The 19,647-nt window shown below is 42.6% G+C and carries 17 protein-coding genes and 1 pseudogene; 7 read left to right on the plus strand and 11 right to left on the minus strand.

The window, feature by feature from the left end; all coding sequences use genetic code 11:
- Window positions 1-14: 14 nt before the first annotated feature.
- Complete coding sequence (locus EKG38_RS08420; RefSeq protein WP_126519809.1) at window positions 15-1,949, minus strand: PrkA family serine protein kinase; 1,935 nt, start codon at window positions 1,947-1,949, stop codon at window positions 15-17.
- Between the two features lie 253 nt (window positions 1,950-2,202).
- Window positions 2,203-2,784, minus strand: coding sequence for a superoxide dismutase [Fe] (sodB, locus tag EKG38_RS08425; RefSeq protein ID WP_126519810.1), 582 nt, complete (start codon window positions 2,782-2,784; stop codon window positions 2,203-2,205).
- A 355-nt stretch (window positions 2,785-3,139) separates the two neighbouring features.
- On the opposite strand from sodB, the gene grxD reads away from it, so the two are divergent.
- On the plus strand, window positions 3,140-3,487 hold the full coding sequence (gene grxD, locus EKG38_RS08430) for a Grx4 family monothiol glutaredoxin (protein WP_126519811.1): 348 nt from the start codon (window positions 3,140-3,142) through the stop codon (window positions 3,485-3,487).
- Between the two features lie 135 nt (window positions 3,488-3,622).
- Here the strand turns inward: grxD and EKG38_RS08435 are convergent, their stop codons facing one another.
- Window positions 3,623-4,849 (minus strand): uracil-xanthine permease family protein, encoded by a 1,227-nt coding sequence (locus tag EKG38_RS08435; protein WP_126519812.1) that lies wholly within the window; start codon window positions 4,847-4,849, stop codon window positions 3,623-3,625.
- A gap of 240 nt (window positions 4,850-5,089) precedes the next feature.
- Between EKG38_RS08435 and EKG38_RS08440 the strand changes: the two genes are divergently transcribed.
- Together EKG38_RS08440 and hda are read left to right on the plus strand one after the other, a co-directional pair.
- Complete coding sequence (locus tag EKG38_RS08440; RefSeq protein WP_246033117.1) at window positions 5,090-6,154, plus strand: DUF2066 domain-containing protein; 1,065 nt, start codon at window positions 5,090-5,092, stop codon at window positions 6,152-6,154.
- 74 nt (window positions 6,155-6,228) lie between these two features.
- Entirely contained in the window at window positions 6,229-6,939 is a 711-nt protein-coding gene (gene hda / locus EKG38_RS08445; RefSeq protein ID WP_012142785.1) for a DnaA inactivator Hda, read from the plus strand.
- 77 nt (window positions 6,940-7,016) lie between these two features.
- Here hda and EKG38_RS08450 read toward each other — a convergent pair whose 3' ends face one another.
- From EKG38_RS08450 to bepA, 4 genes are all read right to left on the minus strand, one after another.
- Window positions 7,017-8,945, minus strand: coding sequence for a hypothetical protein (locus EKG38_RS08450; RefSeq protein ID WP_126519814.1), 1,929 nt, complete (start codon window positions 8,943-8,945; stop codon window positions 7,017-7,019).
- 194 nt (window positions 8,946-9,139) lie between these two features.
- Window positions 9,140-9,511: a DUF2069 domain-containing protein gene (locus EKG38_RS08455; RefSeq protein WP_126519815.1), complete on the minus strand. Its 372-nt coding sequence runs from the start codon at window positions 9,509-9,511 to the stop codon at window positions 9,140-9,142.
- A 14-nt stretch (window positions 9,512-9,525) separates the two neighbouring features.
- Window positions 9,526-9,876 carry an arsenate reductase (glutaredoxin) gene (gene arsC, locus EKG38_RS08460; protein ID WP_126519816.1) on the minus strand — a complete coding sequence of 117 codons (351 nt, stop codon included), beginning with the start codon at window positions 9,874-9,876 and terminating at the stop codon, window positions 9,526-9,528.
- A gap of 303 nt (window positions 9,877-10,179) precedes the next feature.
- Window positions 10,180-11,640 (minus strand): beta-barrel assembly-enhancing protease, encoded by a 1,461-nt coding sequence (gene bepA, locus EKG38_RS08465; protein WP_126519817.1) that lies wholly within the window; start codon window positions 11,638-11,640, stop codon window positions 10,180-10,182.
- A gap of 326 nt (window positions 11,641-11,966) precedes the next feature.
- Here bepA and EKG38_RS08470 point away from each other — a divergent pair, with 326 nt between their 5' ends.
- Both EKG38_RS08470 and EKG38_RS08475 read left to right on the plus strand, forming a co-directional pair.
- Window positions 11,967-12,188: a sulfurtransferase TusA family protein gene (locus EKG38_RS08470; RefSeq protein WP_126519849.1), complete on the plus strand. Its 222-nt coding sequence runs from the start codon at window positions 11,967-11,969 to the stop codon at window positions 12,186-12,188.
- Window positions 12,189-12,217: 29 nt separating this feature from the next.
- Window positions 12,218-13,303 carry an AI-2E family transporter gene (locus EKG38_RS08475; RefSeq protein ID WP_126519818.1) on the plus strand — a complete coding sequence of 362 codons (1,086 nt, stop codon included), beginning with the start codon at window positions 12,218-12,220 and terminating at the stop codon, window positions 13,301-13,303.
- 124 nt (window positions 13,304-13,427) lie between these two features.
- Here the strand turns inward: EKG38_RS08475 and EKG38_RS08480 are convergent, their stop codons facing one another.
- Window positions 13,428-14,315, minus strand: coding sequence for a LysR family transcriptional regulator ArgP (locus tag EKG38_RS08480; RefSeq protein WP_126519819.1), 888 nt, complete (start codon window positions 14,313-14,315; stop codon window positions 13,428-13,430).
- Between the two features lie 131 nt (window positions 14,316-14,446).
- Here EKG38_RS08480 and EKG38_RS08485 point away from each other — a divergent pair, with 131 nt between their 5' ends.
- A complete protein-coding gene (locus tag EKG38_RS08485) occupies window positions 14,447-15,055 on the plus strand; it encodes a LysE/ArgO family amino acid transporter (RefSeq protein ID WP_126519820.1) in 609 nt (202 codons plus the stop codon).
- A 529-nt stretch (window positions 15,056-15,584) separates the two neighbouring features.
- On the opposite strand, the pseudogene EKG38_RS25195 reads toward EKG38_RS08485, so the two are convergent.
- A pseudogene (locus tag EKG38_RS25195) lies at window positions 15,585-15,719 on the minus strand (thioredoxin-dependent thiol peroxidase); the annotation flags it as partial.
- A 333-nt stretch (window positions 15,720-16,052) separates the two neighbouring features.
- On the opposite strand from EKG38_RS25195, the gene EKG38_RS08495 reads away from it, so the two are divergent.
- On the plus strand, window positions 16,053-16,970 hold the full coding sequence (locus EKG38_RS08495) for an IS5-like element ISSpu14 family transposase (protein ID WP_126519821.1): 918 nt from the start codon (window positions 16,053-16,055) through the stop codon (window positions 16,968-16,970).
- Window positions 16,971-17,255: 285 nt separating this feature from the next.
- Here the strand turns inward: EKG38_RS08495 and EKG38_RS08500 are convergent, their stop codons facing one another.
- Window positions 17,256-17,942: a DUF6988 family protein gene (locus EKG38_RS08500; protein ID WP_126519822.1), complete on the minus strand. Its 687-nt coding sequence runs from the start codon at window positions 17,940-17,942 to the stop codon at window positions 17,256-17,258.
- Window positions 17,943-18,304: 362 nt separating this feature from the next.
- Window positions 18,305-19,168, minus strand: coding sequence for a hypothetical protein (locus EKG38_RS08505; protein WP_126519823.1), 864 nt, complete (start codon window positions 19,166-19,168; stop codon window positions 18,305-18,307).
- Between the last annotated feature and the right edge of the window lie 479 nt (window positions 19,169-19,647).

Raw genomic sequence — 19,647 nt, forward strand, 5'->3', positions numbered from 1 at the left:
CCTGCATGTCTATTTTAAGAAGACTTTCTTACTCTCAGATACCACTCTGAAAGCAATCTGACTTGCTTTTCGGTGTAGCCTTTTTCCATCATACGATGCACAAAATCATCGTGTTTACGTTGATCATCGGTTGATGTTTTGGCATTAAATGAGATGACGGGCAGAAGATCCTCTGTGTTGGAGAACATCTTCTTCTCGATGACAGTACGCAGCTTTTCATAACTCGTCCATAATGGATTCGAGCCCTCATTGTTGGCACGAGCCCTGAGCACAAAGTTAACAATCTCATTTCTGAAGTCTTTAGGGTTACTAATTCCTGCAGGTTTTTCAATTTTCTCCAGCTCTGCATTAAGCGCTGAGCGGTCGAACAATTGACCCGTTTCAGGATCTCGATACTCTTGATCTTGAATCCAGAAGTCTGCGTAGGTGACATAGCGGTCAAAAATATTTTGACCGTATTCTGAATAGGACTCCAAATAGGCCGTCTGTATCTCTTTACCTATAAACTCAACGTATTTTGGTATTAAGTAGCCTTTCAGAGATTCTAAGTAGCGTTCGGCAATTTCAGTTGGGAATTGCTCCTGTTCAATTTGCCGCTCCAATACATAGAAAAGGTGTACTGGATTTGCTGCAATTTCACTATGATCAAAGTTAAATACTTTAGATAAGATCTTAAAGGCGAATCGGGTCGATAGCCCATGCATTCCCTCATCAACCCCAGCGTAATCACGGTATTCCTGATAGGATTTTGCTTTAGGATCTGTGTCTTTTAAACTTTCACCATCATAGACACGCATTTTTGAAAAAATTGAGGAGTTTTCCGGTGCTATAACACGTGACAGCACACTGAATTGAGCGAGAGTCTCCAGCGTCCCTGGTGCACAAGGTGCTTGTGAAAGTTCTGAGTTTGCTAACAACTTATTATAGATCTGGATCTCTTCAGAAACTCTTAAGCAATATGGCACTTTTACGATATAAACCCTGTCCAGAAATGCTTCATTTGTTTTGTTATTTCTGAATGTCGTCCACTCAGACTCATTAGAGTGAGCGAGAATAATACCATTATAGGGGAGAGCCGACAGGCCTTCGGTGCCGTTATAGTTCCCTTCTTGAGTCGCTGTTAATAGTGGGTGAAGCACCTTGATCGGTGCTTTAAACATCTCAACGAACTCCATCAAGCCCTGATTTGCGCGGCATAACGCGCCGGAGTATGAATAAGCATCTGCATCATTTTGAGCGAAATGTTCCAGTTGTCTGATATCAACCTTACCAACTAAGGCTGAGATATCCTGATTATTTTCATCTCCAGGCTCTGTTTTCGCAATGGCCATCTGATCCAAAATTGAGGGAAACACTTTGACTACTTTAAATTGTGATATGTCTCCGCCGTAATCGTGAAGACGCTTCACGGCCCATGGAGACATGATAGATTTGAGGTAGCGAGATGGAATGTTATATTCACTCTTTAATAATCCACTGTCCTCTTCAGGGTTGAATAGGCAAAATGGGTGATCATTTACCGGGCTTCTATCACCATTGGCACTTAACACATAGATAGGGATTTTTTGCATCAGGGCTTTTAATTTCTCGGCGAGAGAGGACTTACCACCACCCACCGGACCCAGCAAGTAGAGGATCTGTTTCGATTCTTCCAGCCCTTGAGCCGAGTGTTTCAGGTAGGCAACTATCTGTTCGATAGACTCTTCCATACCGTAAAAGTCTTTAAATTCCGGGAAACGAGAAATTAATCGATTAGAAAAAATTCGACTGAGTATTGGCTCTTTGGATGTATCAACGACTTCAGGTTCACCGATTGCTATCAGTAGTCTTTCGGCCGCCGATGCATATGCTGAACGATCATTCTTACAGATCTCCAAAAATTCCTGTAACGAATATTCCTCATCGAGCTTTTTTTCGTAGCGCTGTTGGTAATGCTCAAATATACCCATTTTCCACCCCCTGAAACGCCTAAATTAGATGAAAGCGATAACTGAAAACCAGTCTCCTAGTATTAATCTTAGACCTAATAACTGAAACCAGTATTAAAAAAGTCAAATGAAAACAATGAGAAACAATTGCAAATGCAACTGTTGCAACTGTGGGGGAGGGGCGTTTTATGTGGAGTATTACCAAAGGGGTATAAAAAAGGAGCTTGATAAGCTCCTTCGTTTTATGGTCTAAAAATTAGCTATAAATGTTAGCTTAGCTAAAATTTTGATTCACAAAGTCCCAGTTAACCAGTTCCCAATAATGAGCGAGGTAATCAGGGCGTACATTGCGATAATCGATATAATACGCATGCTCCCAAACATCCACTGTCATAATGGGTGTCACGCTGGCATCAGTTAATGGCGTTGCAGCGTTGCTTGTATTCACGATGGCTACAGAGCCGTCTGAATTCTTAACCAACCAGGTCCATGCACTACCAAAGTTATTAACTGCGGCATCGGTGAATTTTGCTTTAAAAGCTTCAAATGAACCAAAAGCTTCATCTATGGCTTTAGCAATGGCCCCCGTAGCGGCTCCACCGCCATTTGGAGACAAACAGTTCCAATAGAAGGTGTGATTCCAGATTTGAGCTGCGTTGTTAAAAATGCCGCCGGTAGATGATTTAATGATCTCTTCAAGGCTCTTTTCGGCGAGCTCAGTGCCTTCAACAAGGCCGTTCAATTTTACAACGTAGGTATTATGATGCTTACCATAATGGTATTCGATGGTTTCCTGAGAAATATGAGGTTCAAGTGCGTTTTTAGGATACGGTAATGCGGGTAATTCAAAAGCCATTGCGTTTCTCCACTCATCAATAGTTGTAATATGTTGCTTCTAGCGTTTATTCTATTTGAAAATGCCATTAAGAGTATGATTAATTTTGCGATTATAGCAATCTATAAAAACGGTTAACTGTATAATGAAAGCATTTGGAAAGACATTGCACCAATTTCCCTAAGGTTCTATTGGGTACTTTCGGTGAATTCGGTGCTTCAAAGCGGATCTCTTTTCACTTTTTGTATCCTGAGTAATACCTTACCTTGATAGGAATCGATATAACCCTATTAAAAGTAGGTTTTTGTTCTTGTCATACCTGAAGTACAATAGGGTCAGTTCATTAATCATTGTATGTGTAAGTTAGGAATTAAAAATGGAAACAAACGAAACCGTAGCGAAAATCAAACAGCAGATCGCAGAGAATCCAATCATTGTTTACATGAAAGGTTCTCCTAAGTTACCTAGCTGTGGCTTCTCATCTCAAGTTTCTCAAATTATGATTAACTGTAATGCTCAATTTGCGTTTGTTGACATTTTACAGAATCCTGATATTCGCTCAGAATTGCCTAAATACGCTAACTGGCCAACATTCCCTCAACTTTGGGTTGAAGGTGAGTTGATCGGTGGGTGTGATATTCTTACAGAGATGTATCAAAAAGGTGAGCTTCAAACATTGATCACCGAAACTGCCGCAAAATACCCGTCTGAAGAGCAAGCGTAATAGCTTGAAAACTCAATAATCTTGAGTTCCGTCATTTTGATGTCTGGCGATTATTGACTTAAGATTTGACATAAAAAAAGCCTTTCTCCCGAAAGGCTTTTTTATTGCTTGTCTGTTAGTGAACCATATTGTTGATTATGCCGTTGCTTCCTCTTTAGGCATAGGCAGTAGCAAGTTCATCGTGATCGCCACGATCCCGCACAGGCTTATACCTGTCAGACTGAATGAGCCAATACCAAAGGCCATCCCGCCAATACCGAACACCAAGGTCACACCCACAATACAGAGGTTTCTGGGTTCATTGAGGTCGACATTATTCTTAATTAGCGCATTTAAACCAACTGCGGCAATAGAGCCAAACAACAGACACATGATGCCGCCCATAACGGGTACTGGGATGGTTTGCATTAGTGCGCCAAGCTTACCGACAAAGGCCAGAATAATTGCGGTGATTGCAGTATAAGTCATGATCACCGGATTAAAGCACTTGGTCAGTGTCACAGCACCTGTCACTTCTGAATAGGTGGTATTTGGTGGTCCCCCGAAGGCTGAAGCGGCGATTGTGGCTACGCCATCGCCAGCGAGTGTGCGGTGTAGGCCTGGTTTTTTCAAAAAGTCTTTGCCAGTTACATTGGAAATAGCAAGAATATCGCCAATATGTTCGACAGCTGGTGCGATGGCCACAGGTATCATGAATGCAATAGCATGCCAGTTAAATTCCGGTGCAACAAAATTAGGCATTGAAATCCAACTTGCCGCCGCTACGGGACTGAAATCGACAATCCCGAAACTCAGACTCAGTCCATACCCGACAATGATCCCTGCGAGAATGGGCATTAATTTCACAATGCCTTTAGCAAAAATGGCGACACTCACCGTGGTTAATAGTGCCGATAGCGAGATGATTAAGGCCGTATTTTGATCCACGAGTACCAGACTGCCATCGCCACTCTTTCCCAGCGCCATGTTGACCGCGACAGGTGCTAGCCCTAAGCCGATAACAATAATTACCGGACCGACAACCACTGGGGGCAATAATCGCTTAATAAAATTATCACCTCTTAGTTTTATCAAACTGGCCAACATTAAATACACCGCCCCCGCTGCCATCAGACCGCCCATGGTGGAGGGGATCCCCCACGTTTGAACGCCATACATGATTGGGGCGATAAAGGCGAAAGATGAAGCCAGGAATATCGGTATTTGGCGTTTTGTAATTAATTGAAATAACAGGGTTCCAATACCTGCGGTGAATAAAGCAACATTGGTATCCAGGCCTGTGAGTAGAGGCATTAAGACCAATGCACCAAAAGCGACAAACAGCATTTGCGCCCCTTGAAGGGCAAGTGCAACATTTTTCATTATTATTCTCTTGTAGGGTAAACCTGCTAATGTTAACAGCATGATGACTATCTGGTCGCGGTCGATGTCACTGTTTGCCGATTATGTAGGTAATTTTTCAATGTTTTACCTCTTTTCATCGTGATTAAGTCAATTCAGATGATAGAGAAGTTGTGGTACAATTTTGATAATTCGTTTTCTTTAGAACAGTAGAACATGCTGAAAACCTTATTAAACTCATCGATCCTATTTGCGAGCTGTTTGTTATTACAAGCAAACATGGCTAATGCTGCCGAAGTTTCTAAACTTGATGAAAGTCTGGTACCCGTTGACTCTCGTTCTACTGCTGAGCGAAAACACGCTATCTCAACGGGTTTAAAGAGCGTCATATTAAAGAATTCAGGCTCTAAGTCGGCCCTAGCCCATCCAAGTATTGCCGCTATGGTGAAGCAACCAACAGCATTAATTAGCCAGTTTGGCTACCAAGACCTGGATGGAGAACTCTACCTTAAAGTCAGTTTTGACCATAAACGAATCATCCGCTTATTAAGAGAGGCACAGCAGCCTGTATGGGGTAAGCAAAGGCCACTGACATTAGCCTGGATTGTAGAAGATATTCCAGGAGAGAGAGTCATTGTTAATGATGAGTCTTTACTAGAGAGCCGTGATCTGTTTCAAGTGGAGTCAGAAGCTAAGGGAGTGCCGCTGTTATTTCCCTTAATGGATCTCGACGATAATATGAACGTCTCGGCGAATGATATTCGGGGAATGTTTGCCGATCAAGTTGCCGATGCATCTCAGCGTTATCAAGCAGATTATTTTGTGATGGCTTCTATCGACACTACCGCTGAACCCTTGAAATACAACTTGGCTCTATATCCGTTAGGCAAGGGGGAGCCTATGCATACTCCCTTGGTGAGTAAACGTGATGTGGTTGGTGATATAAATACTGCGGTGACAGAGATAATATCCACGGTAAGTGAATATTATGTTGGTCGTTATGCTATCGCCGATACCGGTGCCGAAATAGCTAGTCATGTGGATTTTATCGACATCACAGATATGAAACAGCTGGTTTCAATTGAGAAGTATTTAAAACAGTTGAGTGCCGTTAAATCTGTACAGCTTACTCAATTGAATGGGACCAGAGTGCGTTATACGCTAGAGCTCTTTGGCACCGAAGAGGACCTTCATCGTTTGATGAATTTAGAACCGAGAGTACAGGCACAAGAGCGCTCAATCATGGATCCCTTCGATACAGTAGAGGGCTCAGATCCCTTCACATCGGAAGAGAGCGTCGGCATAGAATATCGCTGGCAAGGATAGGCCATTCAAATTCATGGGTACTCATGTTAAAATGAGTATCTAAGTTACATCGCGTGAAACAGAGAAGTATTTGAGTGAAATCGAACTCACCTTTACAACTATCATTACCGGTACACCTGCCTGATGATGAAACATTTAATAGTTATTATCCTGCAGCGGGTAATGACGAACTCATTCAAAGTCTGCAAGCCTGTGCCGAAGGACGGGCAGATAGAAGCGTTTTCTTATGGGGGCCGGTCAAGTCAGGCCGAACGCACCTTATGCATGCCGCTTGTGCTCATGCGAACGATCTAGAGCGAAGTAGTTTTTATCTACCATTAGGCATTCATGCAAGCATATCGCCTATGCTTCTCGAAGGTTTGGAGCAGCTCGATCTTATCTGTATTGACGATGTCGATGCCATTGCGGGCCATCCCCTCTGGGAAGAAGCGATTTTCGATCTTTATAATCGCGTTTCAGAGCACGATAATTGTTCTTTGATTGTTAGTGCGAGTGTTTCGCCAAATGATTCAGGTTTTGCACTCCCCGATCTGGTATCTCGAATGCAGTGGGGATTGAATTATCAGCTGCAACCCATGGCCGATGATGAGAAGTTAGCCGCATTACAACGGCGGGCCGCGATGCGCGGACTACAGTTACCCGAAGATGTAGGACGTTTTCTATTGAACCGTTTAGCAAGGGATTTAAGAACCTTGTTTGATGTGTTAGACAGACTGGATAAAGACTCACTCGTTCACCAGCGAAAGCTAACAATTCCCTTCGTAAAAGAGATGCTTAGGCTGTGATTTTCGAAGTATCGATTTAAATTGTTTTAACAAAGCGCGATCCAAGATTGAGTTGCGCGACTGAGATCCGCTTTTCCCTAATTATCTATCTTATGCCTGTCGCCACTGACTCTGAGTTCAGGTATTACACTCTGTGTGTGACCAGCGACAGGGGCCAGTTTTGAGCGTCGCTCTGACTCTGGTGAGAGCGACAGATCCGGTGAAATCATCAAATTATCTAACCAGGATAAACCTTGAGTCATTTGGATCGGATCAGGAAGTTCCCCAACTAAGGTGTTACCATCGAGTTCGGGTAATATTTCATTAATCACTAATGCTGCTCTGGCTTCAATCGTATCCTCACCAATTCGGCCTCTCTGGCCCCAATCAACAAGAATGTTACTCGCAGTCGGGCTATCCGGTTTATCCGTTACACCAACATCACGTAAGATCTCATATCGATGACTCATCATCGCCTCTTCAAACAGCATCGCCGTATCTTCACGTTTGGTTGAATAAGCGTAATAATCTGTGGCCCTGTCCGTTGAGAATAGTTGGGTAATATCGGCTGGCGTGAAGGCTTTTTGGCTAGCTGTAGCCGACTGACCGCGGAAACTTACATTTGCCAGAGAGGTAAGTTCATCACTGTTCAGTGGATATTGAGCTGTAACCTTATCCGATACTAATTCACCCGCAAGGGAGCGTCTGTTGTAATGGTCGAGTAAGGTTCCGCCTTCGATGCTATCGTGTACGGAACGCGGAAAGAAATCATTTGCATGGGCGAGTTCATGATAAAGGAGAGAGGAAAGCTCAGGGGACAATTCAGCCATGGTTCTATGGGTGCGGGTCTCTCGTGGAACACTATAGGAGACGTATTGGTTATCTTTTACATAGCGCCAAGGCATAATAAAATTTAATTCATTGCCGAATTGACTTCGGTAATCAGCGGCCTCATTGATGACGTCCCGCTCCTGGGCAAGTAACCAAAGATCATTGGGATCCAGATAGATTGCCCCAGTTAAGGCCCAATAGAAAGAGGGGCGAATATCGTAACTAATCACGACTGCCGTTACCGATTGTAATAGTCTGGAAAAGTCACTCGCCGGATCCATTTCCTTCAGAAAAGCCTCAAAATTTTCCCCCATCCAATGATGAGAAACCAGTAATCGGTCTAAAATTTTACTCTTGTCCGATAGCGCTTGTGTTTGCCCGATTAATGGTAGCTGTTCTATGGTACAAGGTGCGGTTAGCTGGTTAGAGTAAACACAAGTTTGCAAACTATCGGAATAGGGGCTGCTGCTTTTGTAGGGATGGGTTCTGGCTATTGGTTTATCAAAATACTCGGATGTGATGACTTTTTCATGGGTAATGAGAGCAATTACGTCTGAATATGTTTGAACACCCGCAATAGTGGCTGTCGCTCTCAGCTGAGTTATCGTATCTGTGTTAACGCTGGGTGCAATGAATTGCGGGGTTTCGATATTACTGGTATCGAGGTTAAGATCCGGGCCCGCGGCGATACACCAGCTTAAATCGGATGGGATTTGACCATCGACTCTATCGATTCTGAAGCTGACGTTATTTCCTTCTACTACCTGATGATCCGAGCGAACATTTAATCTGTTTATTGGGCCTTCCTGAATCGTTAATTCAATATTTTGCTCTAATGCAATTTCATCACCGCTAACGGCAACGGAAAAAGTGTAACTCCCCGGCTTCGTTGCTTGAAACGCTAAGACCGGGCTCTTTATCGATGTTAAAATAAGAGCCGGGCCTGCTAGCTGTTGCCAACTGAAGTGTAAACCGTCGCTATCTTGGTTGTTTATTCTTGCGATGATGGCAGCCGACTGATCAAGCTGGTAATCCTCCTCAACTAAAAACGCTAAATCAGACCCCGTTTCGATGCTGGTTAACTGCGATTGCAGTTCACAACGAGGAATCGTGGGCATGGGCTCGTCATCATCTGAGCTACCACAGGCGATTAAGGATAATGTACTGGCTAACAGGATTGTTTTTAAGGTGTTCATTCCAGACATTTCCTCGAATTATTATTATTTTAAGTATGATTAGATGAAAATATAGCACGTAGTATGGGGTTCAGAAAGTGAAGATATATTGTTCGCTTAAAGGGGAGGTGGGATGAGAGTGATTTAAGAAAAACAAGCGCCATAAGGCGCTTGTTTTCAGTTTCTTGCTATTTTAAAAACTAATTTATCTCTTTTTACTTTGCTTTCTTTTTTAAGCCCAGACCCAATTCACGACCTCGAATGCGGGCGTAAAAAGGAAATCCGACCAGCAATGCACCTAGTAGCATGACTTCGGTTAGAGCAAATAGCAGATGTTCATCCGTGACATAGAGTAATGTTAATCCATGTAACATATATAAACAGATGATGAAACTTCCCCAGGCATAGGTATAAGGATTGCCGGTTAAGACGCCTTTTAGCGGCAGCAGGAGTGGTATTATCCACAGCGCAGTAAACGCGGGAGAGTATTCGCCCGTTATCCCTTTATTGATAAACCAAGCAATTAATAGAATGACCAGAGCCATATAACCTGCCCGGCATAATTTAAATAAGGTGTTAGAGCTCATTAGGTTACCTTAACTTATAATATTGAAAGCACGTTTTCAGGTGGTCGGCCAATGGCGGCTTTGTCATTGGCGAGCACAATTGGGCGTTCGAGCAGTTTTGGTGTTTGGATTATAGCCTGGATAAGTTGTGCTTCTGTGAGATTAATATCTGCTAAGCCTTGCTCTTTATATTCGGTTTCTTTGGTACGCATCAATTCGCGAGCACTGATATTGAGCTTTGCCAATAAGCCTTCGATTTCACTTCTGACTAATGGCGATTTCAGGTACTCCACAACTTGAATTTGACAGTCTTGTTCTTGTAACAACGCCAGAGTCTGACGGCTTTTTGAACAGCGTGGGTTGTGGATAATAGTGACTTGAGTCATTGGATCTACATCTTCATGTGAAATTTGTCGTCATCATACTTGAAAAGGTGAGCAAAGTCACAAAGAGTCATTGTGAAGCATACTGAAATTGTCGGTTTTGTTGTGTCTTTCTAGATAGTTATAGGATTTGCCCTTTAATGGTGTGAGTTTGGATACACTGGTCAAGCCATAGCTTTTTAGCTGACCTGCCGGAAAAAATGGGCGTTGAGAGTCTAGATTGGTTATTGCGGGCCCTGATAAGAAGGCGGTAACCGGTCAAATACCCGAACCGATGAGAGCATCAGTTCGGGTAACAGGGGGGGATTATTTTAACTCTTCTAAGGCTCTATTTGATTGTTTAAACTGACGAATTCGGGCTTCAATTCTTGCCAGTTGAAGAGGATTATCGGCTGATAACTTATAAGCAAAGTTTAATTGGTCGATGGCCCCTTTGTAGTCTGCGCCCAAAGCCATGGATTCAGCACTCACGAAATGCTCCATCGCTTTATTTCCCGTCTTTTTATAGGCATCTCTCAGTAAAAAGAGGGGGAGCTGATTTTGTCTATCCAGAAAAATCATATCCTCTAACAGAGGAATGGCTTTAGTCGCTTGGTTCGATTCAATATAAACATTCGCCAGATTGATGTTGACTACTTGCGAAGTGGGCTTTAGTTTTCTCTGAGTTTCAAGCAGTGCAATCGCATCATCCTTGGCTTTTCTTTCTATCAGAAGATCTGTCTTAGTATCTATGTAGAACAAATTATTTCTATCTTCTTTTAGCAGATTGTCGATGATGCTTTCAGCCTCATCGAAACGCTCGGCTCGAAACAGTGCTAAGGCTTTTCCATACAACGCGGCATTTTTAAATGTGTAGCTACGCTTTTTTAGTTGGGTGTCAAACAATGCCAACGCCGCTTCTTCGCTGTAACTTGAAAATCTAACCTGAATGCGGGCCTTAGCCAACTGAAAGTCGATGTTATCGGGGACGTACCTGTGAGGGTATTGAGTCGCTCGGTTTCTTGCCTCAGTGATACGAGATTCAGGAAGTGGGTGAGTCAACAGCATTTGTGGAGGCTTAGTCGTAAAGCGATATCGAGTGGCCAGCTTTGCAAAAAAGTCAGCAGCGCCATTTGGATCAAACCCCGCATCGACTAAAATTTGCATCCCGATCCGGTCGGCTTCCTTCTCGTGCAGACGGGTATAGTTTATCTTGGCTTGTGTTGCTAATGCTTGTGTCGTTGCTAACGCCGCCATGCCAGCCTGAGGTGCTGCAATAGTCAATAAGATAGCACCTAACATGCCTACCATGGTTGCTGTTGAACTTTTCTCTTGTGCTTCTAATGAGCGGGCTAAATGCCGTTGAGTTACGTGGGTGATTTCATGCCCTAATACCGATGCTATTTGACTCTCGTTGTCGGCATTAAGAAATAAGCCTGTGTGAACGCCCACATGACCCCCGAAGAAAGCGAACGCGTTGATCTCATCGTTTCTTAACAGGAAGAAGTAGAAGGGGGTCTTCACACCTGTGGCATGAGCAACGAGTTTGTCGCCTAATTCCTTGAGGTATTGAGTTAGAACCGGGTCGTTGAGTATAGGAGCCGATGAACGGATAACCCGCATATAAGCATCACCATAGACCGTCTCTTTCTCGAGACTGAAGGTATTAACGGCGGCTGTTCCAAGATCAGGGAGGTCGTTATTAGCTAGACTCAAAGGTGCGGTTGCACAAAAAACAAGTGACAATGCACCTGCGAGAAGAGATTTTGGCGAAGTTATTTTACTCAAACTGATCCTTAAATTAGGGCTATGTTGTCCTAAGAAGACAATGTAAAAATGTTCTGCATCAAATTGATTTTACCCGCAGAGTGAGTCTTAATCCATATTTGTTTTAGTATGAGCGACACAGTAAAACAAATGTAAATCCGTATTTGCTTACTCACTATATCAAGCACTAAGCTAGTGTTGAAAGTCTGTTTTAATTAACACTTTTTTATGAAACAGTTTAAAACTCAGTTTTGTTACATCGTTACCTCTTACTATCTTATGGCATAACTTGTGGTTTGCCGTGCAAGTTAGGATAATGGCTTAAGTTTATTCATAGCATGAATATTATGGTTTCTATTGATTTAACGGCAATACGTTGTCCATTAGCTTTAGTGAAAGTAAAACTCGCATTAAAACAACTTGAAGATGGAGAGGTACTTTGTGTCTCTTTATCTGACATTGGGTCTAGGCAGGATGTTCCCCGTTTTTTAAAAAAAGTCGGATATCGCTATTCTGAGGTAAGTAATGATGAGAATATGCTGACAATAAAAATATCTAATCTTCGTTAGAACGAGAATGTAAATTTCAGGAATCTTGAATGTTAAATTTATTAACTACTTGGTATAAAGAGCGATTTAGCGATCCTCAAGCGGTAACCTTAGTTTTTATATTGATGGGGATAGCCCTTGCAATTTACTTTGCAGGTGGGTTGTTGGCGCCATTATTGGTGGCATTAGTTTTGGCCTTTTTACTCGAGTGGCCCGTTGCACAGATGCTTAAGGTTGGTATGAACCGGACGACTGCAGCGTCGGCGGTGTTAGTCCTGTTCATTGGAACGATGTTGCTGATCACGTTTGGTCTTGTTCCGAGTATTTGGAAACAGGGGGTGGCATTAATCACCGATCTGCCAAATATGTTGGATAAGGGACTTCATACTGCGCAGAGTTATGTGAACCGGTATCCTCAGTTTGTGAATCCCGATCAGCTCGATGGCATGGTTAATGAGCTCAAGAAGATGCTCGATACTCAACACCTGCTCGATATTGGTAAGCAGATAATAGGCTATTCGGCTTCCTTACTTGTGCTGATGGTGTACGCGATTCTGGTGCCTTTATTGGTATTTTTCTTTCTCAAGGATAAAGACCAGCTGATAAAGGGCAGTAAAAGATTCATTCCTACCAATCGAGAACTCGCACGTAAAGTTTGGTATGAGATGCATCAGCAGATCTTTAATTATATCCGGGGGAAGGTGATAGAGATTATCATTATTGGCGCAGTGAGTTATGTTTTCTTTGCCATCATGGATCTCAGGTATGCAGCACTACTTGGCGTGCTGACTGGATTGTCAGTGCTTATTCCTTATGTAGGCGCGACGTTAGTGACCTTACCCATCGCATTAGTGGCATTTTTCCAGTGGGGGATAAGCCCTGAATTTGGATATCTGATGTTAGGTTACGGTATTATTCAAGCTCTGGATGGTAACTTACTGGTTCCGATCCTCTTCTCTGATGCGGTCGATCTTCACCCTGTGTTTATTATCGCCGCGGTACTTATCTTCGGTGGCCTGTGGGGAGTATGGGGAGTCTTCTTCGCGATACCTTTGGCGTCGTTGGTGAAGGCGGTATTAAATGCCTGGCCTACACCAAATTCTCAAGTCAATGGCGTCGAACCGAAAACCGAGTAGGCTCAGCCTAGGTATGGTAAAAGAAAGGGGCTTTGGCCCCTTTTTTTGTGGTCACTTTAACTCTAACAAACCGGCTTGGAACCTGCAGTTCGGCTGTCGAGTTGAATTGTCAAAAATCGATATGCTAGCAAAGGGACTGTTTCGCCGTGACCGCCAGAGAACGATATACTATGGTCGTTTGTTTGGCCTTAATGTTCCAGTGCTGCCAATAGAGAGGAACACGCTTTCTTTTCCCTGGTGTTATCTCGACAAGCACGCCTTTTTCAAGCAAAGGTTCTGCTTGAAGGTGCCCCACCAGTCCATACCCTAATCCCTGTATGATGGCGTCTAGAAAGCTCTCCGATGAAGGAATTTTATGTTCACGCCAACTCCCCGGGGACATCTCGAAATATTTACGCAGGTACTTCTCATGCAGCTTATCTTTGGTCGAAAAGACAACCGCTGGGGCCTTTTCGAGTGATGTTTGACTAATATTGATTGGGAAGTACTCTCGGATGAACTCTGGCGTCGCTACGCACAGGTACTCCATTTGTCCCAGGTATTCGCTACTGCATCCAGCCAGTGGCGCCTGAGTTGTAGTGACACAGCCCACAGCTTCACCATTTTTCAGCAGATTGTGGGTATAAGATTCATCATCGACAATCAATTCCAAAAGCCATTGATGGCGCTTAAATACTTCACAAAGCGCTGGAAGGAACCAAGTGGCCAGACTATCGGCATTAACGGCAATTTTAACTATGGTAGGGAGTTTAGGGTCATCGGCATCCATCTCAACACTCAACTCACTTTCGAGAAGCTGAACTTGTGAGTAGTGCCGAAGTAGTCTTTTCCCCATAGGTGTTGCTTCCACAGGGTTTGAACGAATCACTAAGGCTTGTCCAACTCTCTCTTCGAGCTGTTTAATTCGCTGGGACACGGCAGGTTGAGTGATACAGAGCACCTTAGCCGCGCGATCGAACCCTCCTTCAGATATAACGATTGAAAGGGCGCGTAGGTGTGCGTAATCGATCAAAGTAGCTTCTCCACAAATCAAGAATTTGTTATAAGTTTTACTTATACACCATAAAAAACATTAGTTATATTTATTTTTATTGTTTAGGTAAGCTTGCGATCAATTAGTAGTATGACGTTGGAACAACACAGATGCAGGCATTTATTCAGGGTGTAGGAATTGGCGGAAGCCTTATTATGGCGGTAGGCGCACAAAATGCGTTTGTACTTAAACAGGGGCTTAAGCGTTCACACTCTTTACCCATAGCCGCATTATGTTCATTGATCGATGCCTTGATGATAACGGCTGGTGTCGCAGGCCTTGGACATTTGATATTAGCCTTTCCTCTGATTAAGGATATTGCCAGCATAGGTGGGGCGATCTTCTTGCTGGTTTATGGTGCGAAGGCATTAAAGTCTTCGTTTAATGAGCAGACGATTTCGGAAGGGGCTACAAAAGGGACTGAAACACTTAAGGCTGCAGTACTGACGACATTGGGGATTAGCTTTCTCAACCCTCATCTGTATCTGGACACCGTAGTGTTGCTTGGTAGCATCAGTGCTCAGTTTGAAGGAGTGGATCGCCCTCTGTTTGGTGCCGGTGCCGTGTTGGCCTCGTTTGTGTGGTTTTTTAGTTTAAGTTTTGGAGCGAGATACTTAAGTCCGCTATTTCAAAACCCTAAAGCTTGGAGCTACTTAGATAGATTTATCTGCATGACGATGTGGACCATTGCGGCGGTCTTGATCTGGCCTTACTTGTAATACCAATCGGTATAAGAAGTGATCTACTCAGAGTTTTTTTGCAAACTAATTCAAGGCGAATGGGTGAGGGAATGGTGCTCCCTTCTGAAGTTATTCAACGCAGAAGTAGGCAGCCAAAAACACTCCTGGAAGGCGAGTTTTAGCGCATCCGATGCCGTGTTAACGAGCTTAAACGTAGAACAACTATGTTCTTCACTCGTTGCGAACAACATGGTCTTGCATGTTCCCGACATACTTAAGACATTTCCTCCATCCTTGGAGGTCAGATGTTGTGAATGCCTATTATGCACGACTATATGGATATAGGAGGTAGAGCGAAGCAGGATGCCAGAGCCGAGGAGCAATAAAGGGCCTTGCCTCAGAAGCGCTAAATTCTCGCTGAGCGACCACATCTTTATACCGATTGGTATAAAGATGTGGCCATTGATGGGAGCCTTTTTATAAGAGGCTCCTTAATAGTTTCATCATAGAATGCCTTCATACAAAAATGCCCGCTATCGCGGGCATTTTTGTGGGTATTATGGTCTGTTTAAGCATCTTTGAGATGATTAAGGACTACGTCGTGGTGTTCTTTCGTTTTGAACTTATTGAATACATGACTGACTTTCCCATCTTGTCCGATCAAGAAGCTTAATCTATGGATGCCATCATAGATTTTTCCCATAAGTAAACACCCTTGGAAATAACTTGGGACATAAAACTTGACAGATATTAATGAAGTCTACACTTAACAGTGAGTTAGGTTAATAATTTTTACTTTTGAATACTAATTATATCAGTTGTCATATTTTTTTGTAAACAGGGCTGTTTTTGACGCTTTTTAAAGTAGAAAACTGTCATAAAAAGTTTAGGCGGTGCAATGGTTCATAGCTTTCATAGCTGATTGTCATACGGGAGAGCAGGTTGGTAGTTAAGGTAGGCGTTGTTGCCTAAATCGAAGGAACCATTTGGTCGCTCTGTGATCTGATCTTGTAAGTACCAACACGAGACAGGCTACATGGGCAAATCCAAACGTAAAATAATTAACTGGAAACAGTACAACCAAGCATTAGTCAATCGAGGTTCGGTCACTTTTTGGCTGGATGAATCAGCCATCAATGCTTGGCACTGCAAAGCCCATCACGGCGGTCGTGGTAGAGGTTTTCAATTCAGTGATACAGCGATTGAAACCGCCCTCATGCTCAAAGGCGTATTTAAGTTGTCACTGCGAGCAACTGAAGGCTTCATAAACTCTCTGTTTCGACTGATGGATGTGCCATTAGCGGCACCGGATTACACTTGTATAAGCAAACGGGCAAAGACTGTTGAGGTTAAGTATCGTAACCCCTGTCGAGGCCCCGTTACTCATCTTGTCGTGGATTCAACAGGATTGAAAGTTTACGGTGAAGGCGAATGGAAAACGCGCAAGCACGGTAAGGAACGGCGACGCACGTGGCGTAAGTTACACCTCGCGATTGACGCAGATACTCACGATGTTGTATCAGCCGAAGTCAGCCTCGTTAATGTGGCTGATAACGAAGTATTACCGACAATGCTCAACCCGCTTCGCCGGAAGTTAAATCAAGTCTCAGCTGATGGTGCATACGACACAAAAGAGTGCCACAAATTACTGCGACGCAAAGGTGCAAAACCAACGATTCCGCCGCGTTCAAACGCAGGATATTGGGAAGATGGTCACCCGCGAAATGAAGCTGTTGAAGCATTGAAATCTGGGACGTTAAAGCAATGGAAAGATGACAATGATTACCATCAACGCTCGCTATCGGAGACTGCGATGTATCGCTACAAACAACTCATCAACTCCAAGTTAAGCTTACGTGATTACAATGCACAGGTAGGAGAAGCTTTGGCTGGTGTAAAAGCGATGAACAAAGTCATAGAGCTAGGTATGCCTGTTAGACAGACAACTCCATAAACACAGAAAACCTTGGTATAGCTGCATCTCAAGCAGTTATTTGATCAACAAGGCCGTTAAGGTACGACATAATCGCTTGGTGATCACACTCATCAGCATCTATAGCTATCTCACTTTTGGACAGAAATCGCTTAGAGTATTCAGTCTAAGTTGACTGGTGTTGATTAGAAAAAGTATCTCAAACCTTCATGAAGGCCATCCTTAACTAAGCAGTGGAAAATCGGATCACGAAAGCCTAGTTAAGGAAGGTAAGAATCAGAAAAAATGTGCTTGTTCTTTCTTTTATTAAAGCTGAAATGCCGTTACATTAGAACTATTAAAATCTTTTAGATAAGGATCGAACGTATCCTTACACATATGCCGAAGTTGATACAAAATATCATTATCGAAGCAATTTCCAATTTCAGAGATCGCCAAAATAGTGAACTTACAACTCAGTGAATAAAGTTCCGCAGCCTGACACTCGCTGATTTGATCTGAGACCATATCTCGCTCACCATCAATTCCTTTATCCAAGAATGTCAGTCCGGCATGAGTATATGCATTAAATGCTTGCCAGTATGCTGATTTAAACTGGGATAGGCATTTGTGTACATCTTTCCTCTTTGTACCGATTTCCTTGATTCGATTTTGAAGTGATCTCTCACGACTCTGAGAGGATTCAGAACCGCAACTATTACAACTATAAATAGATTGAATCTTGTCTTTATTATTTAAAAACTTAACTATTTGCTCATCATCTTTTGCGCATAAATGTAACCACATTCCTTTAACTAGTGATTCAAACTGAGTGCGAAGCAAGATATATGCAGGTTTCTGAATACTTGAGTTTAAAATTGTTACCAACGCATCATGATTTTGAAGCACCGTATTGAGCAATTGAAATGTATACACACTTCTAAGCTCTTGATTTATTTGCATCCCATATAAAACATCTCGAGTTTCATTAGTGATTGTATTATTGAATTTCATATTGAATACTCAAACTTATATCATCCCTGTTAATAGGTAAAATTAGCGGCTAAGCAGAGAAAATCAGATGTATCTTGTTACTTTAACAGCAGGAAAACCCAAATTCCTTCGACCATTTAGGAAAGCTTTGCTAGTCTAGATTCTTGATTAAAAAGATGAAATATTTCGGTTTTCAAGCTCACCTAATAACGTTGATGATAAGTATTTGTTAGTAGAAAACATCGACACATACTCTCCACGTTTTCCTTTCAACTTAATCAAAGTATCTTTAGCTGACATACATTCCAGTGTATCCAGAACAATCTCAATAGGAAAGTCTTCATGGCCGCCAGTGTCAGTTCTTCAGTATTATTTAATCTTAGTTATCCCTGCAAAGCGAGGGCACCCAATACAACAAGAACGATTACTATGATCCACAAATTCGATGATTTATTTTTCTTAGGCTCAGTTTTAAGAGCCTTTTGAATCGGCTCAAGGTCAACCTCAAGAGTTACTTTGTATTCACCATTACTTTGTTGGATTTCTTCTCTTGTTTCATTATCACGTATTAATTGAGCCTTATAGCGTTTGATAATCGTTTCCAGAGATATGTTCATCATTGCGCAACAACTCTGGGCTGTTTGAGTGTCTTTAATGAGATCGTAAACCTCATCTGGATCAGTCGTAAGTAGTGCGATCCTCGAAGTTTGTGGTCCATTTGAACCATATTCTCCCAAATAGTTTTTCTTGTAATAACCAGTGACCATTAAGCCTGCAACTAATTCATTTACAGGCGTTTTAGCTGAGCTGTCTTCTATACTAACGCGGTATAACATATCAGAGTAAGTCAGATTCAGTTTATCCCAATCTTGTTCTTGGGTTGATGTCACTAAATCATTGTTGAGCTTTCTCCATCTAGCATCTGGAATCGGGACTTCTGTTTCGTCCACTTTCCAGTTTACAGCGAGTTCTTTACGAGCATCTAGTATACCTTTATTGTATTTGTACCAGTCATCCCACGTACCCTCAGAGAATGCCATTAGCTCATCCAGCAAGAATAGATCCCCCTCTCGATAGAGTTTATACTCATTAGATAATGGCTCTTTCCTTGGGTATATTGGCTTTTTACATGATTTACACTTTGACTTACGTTTAGGGATTTTTTCCAGCTTAAAATCACAGTAAGGGCATTCTGATATCGATCCACACTCTGCAGCTAACGTTATTAACTTCTCTTTTCTTTTCATGGGGAACACTGTATTTGTTGAGTTAGTTTCAGCATCTTATATTCAGGTAACTAGGTCAAGTGAATAACTCCACCTAAACCCTGAAGGGATTGTGGGAACTGAACTCATTAATGCGGCACCTTACATTTTCAGCCACCTTTTTATTTATCACGATTGTAATGGTATAGATAATTTGGCCACTCACTTGAAGATTACATTAGGTTTTTGAGGGTAAATACAAATAGCTAAACTTCAAGATATATCCATTTCAAACTCGTTTGGGGCATAAACGTGTCAGCAGCATCTCACTTACACGTACCTGGACATAAATGCCTTAGAGATTAAGCTCTGAAAATGATTATTGGCATTAGGGAAAGGGCTCTTCTCCGCTTACATGAGCTTGATATTTGGATAAAAAGTTGAATGGGTATCAGGGACTGATGTTTGTCTGATCTTGAGTTTGAAGTATTCAATGTCTCGTACCCCTCTTGCCCTTCGCC

The organism is Shewanella canadensis (genome assembly GCF_003966225.1).
Classification (GTDB): Bacteria; Pseudomonadota; Gammaproteobacteria; order Enterobacterales; family Shewanellaceae; genus Shewanella; species Shewanella canadensis.

Bases quoted from the DNA above. Each gene is read 5' to 3' on its own strand.
- EKG38_RS08420 (WP_126519809.1), bottom strand. From the start codon at position 1,949: ATGGGTATATTTGAGCATTACCAACAGCGCTACGAAAAAAAGCTCGAT.
- sodB (WP_126519810.1), bottom strand. From the start codon at position 2,784: ATGGCTTTTGAATTACCCGCATTACCGTATCCTAAAAACGCACTTGAA.
- grxD (WP_126519811.1), top strand. From the start codon at position 3,140: ATGGAAACAAACGAAACCGTAGCGAAAATCAAACAGCAGATCGCAGAG.
- EKG38_RS08435 (WP_126519812.1), bottom strand. From the start codon at position 4,849: ATGAAAAATGTTGCACTTGCCCTTCAAGGGGCGCAAATGCTGTTTGTC.
- EKG38_RS08450 (WP_126519814.1), bottom strand. From the start codon at position 8,945: ATGAACACCTTAAAAACAATCCTGTTAGCCAGTACATTATCCTTAATC.
- EKG38_RS08455 (WP_126519815.1), bottom strand. From the start codon at position 9,511: ATGAGCTCTAACACCTTATTTAAATTATGCCGGGCAGGTTATATGGCT.
- arsC (WP_126519816.1), bottom strand. From the start codon at position 9,876: ATGACTCAAGTCACTATTATCCACAACCCACGCTGTTCAAAAAGCCGT.
- EKG38_RS08470 (WP_126519849.1), top strand. From the start codon at position 11,967: ATGGTTTCTATTGATTTAACGGCAATACGTTGTCCATTAGCTTTAGTG.
- EKG38_RS08475 (WP_126519818.1), top strand. From the start codon at position 12,218: ATGTTAAATTTATTAACTACTTGGTATAAAGAGCGATTTAGCGATCCT.
- EKG38_RS08485 (WP_126519820.1), top strand. From the start codon at position 14,447: ATGCAGGCATTTATTCAGGGTGTAGGAATTGGCGGAAGCCTTATTATG.
- EKG38_RS08495 (WP_126519821.1), top strand. From the start codon at position 16,053: ATGGGCAAATCCAAACGTAAAATAATTAACTGGAAACAGTACAACCAA.
- EKG38_RS08500 (WP_126519822.1), bottom strand. From the start codon at position 17,942: ATGAAATTCAATAATACAATCACTAATGAAACTCGAGATGTTTTATAT.
- EKG38_RS08505 (WP_126519823.1), bottom strand. From the start codon at position 19,168: ATGAAAAGAAAAGAGAAGTTAATAACGTTAGCTGCAGAGTGTGGATCG.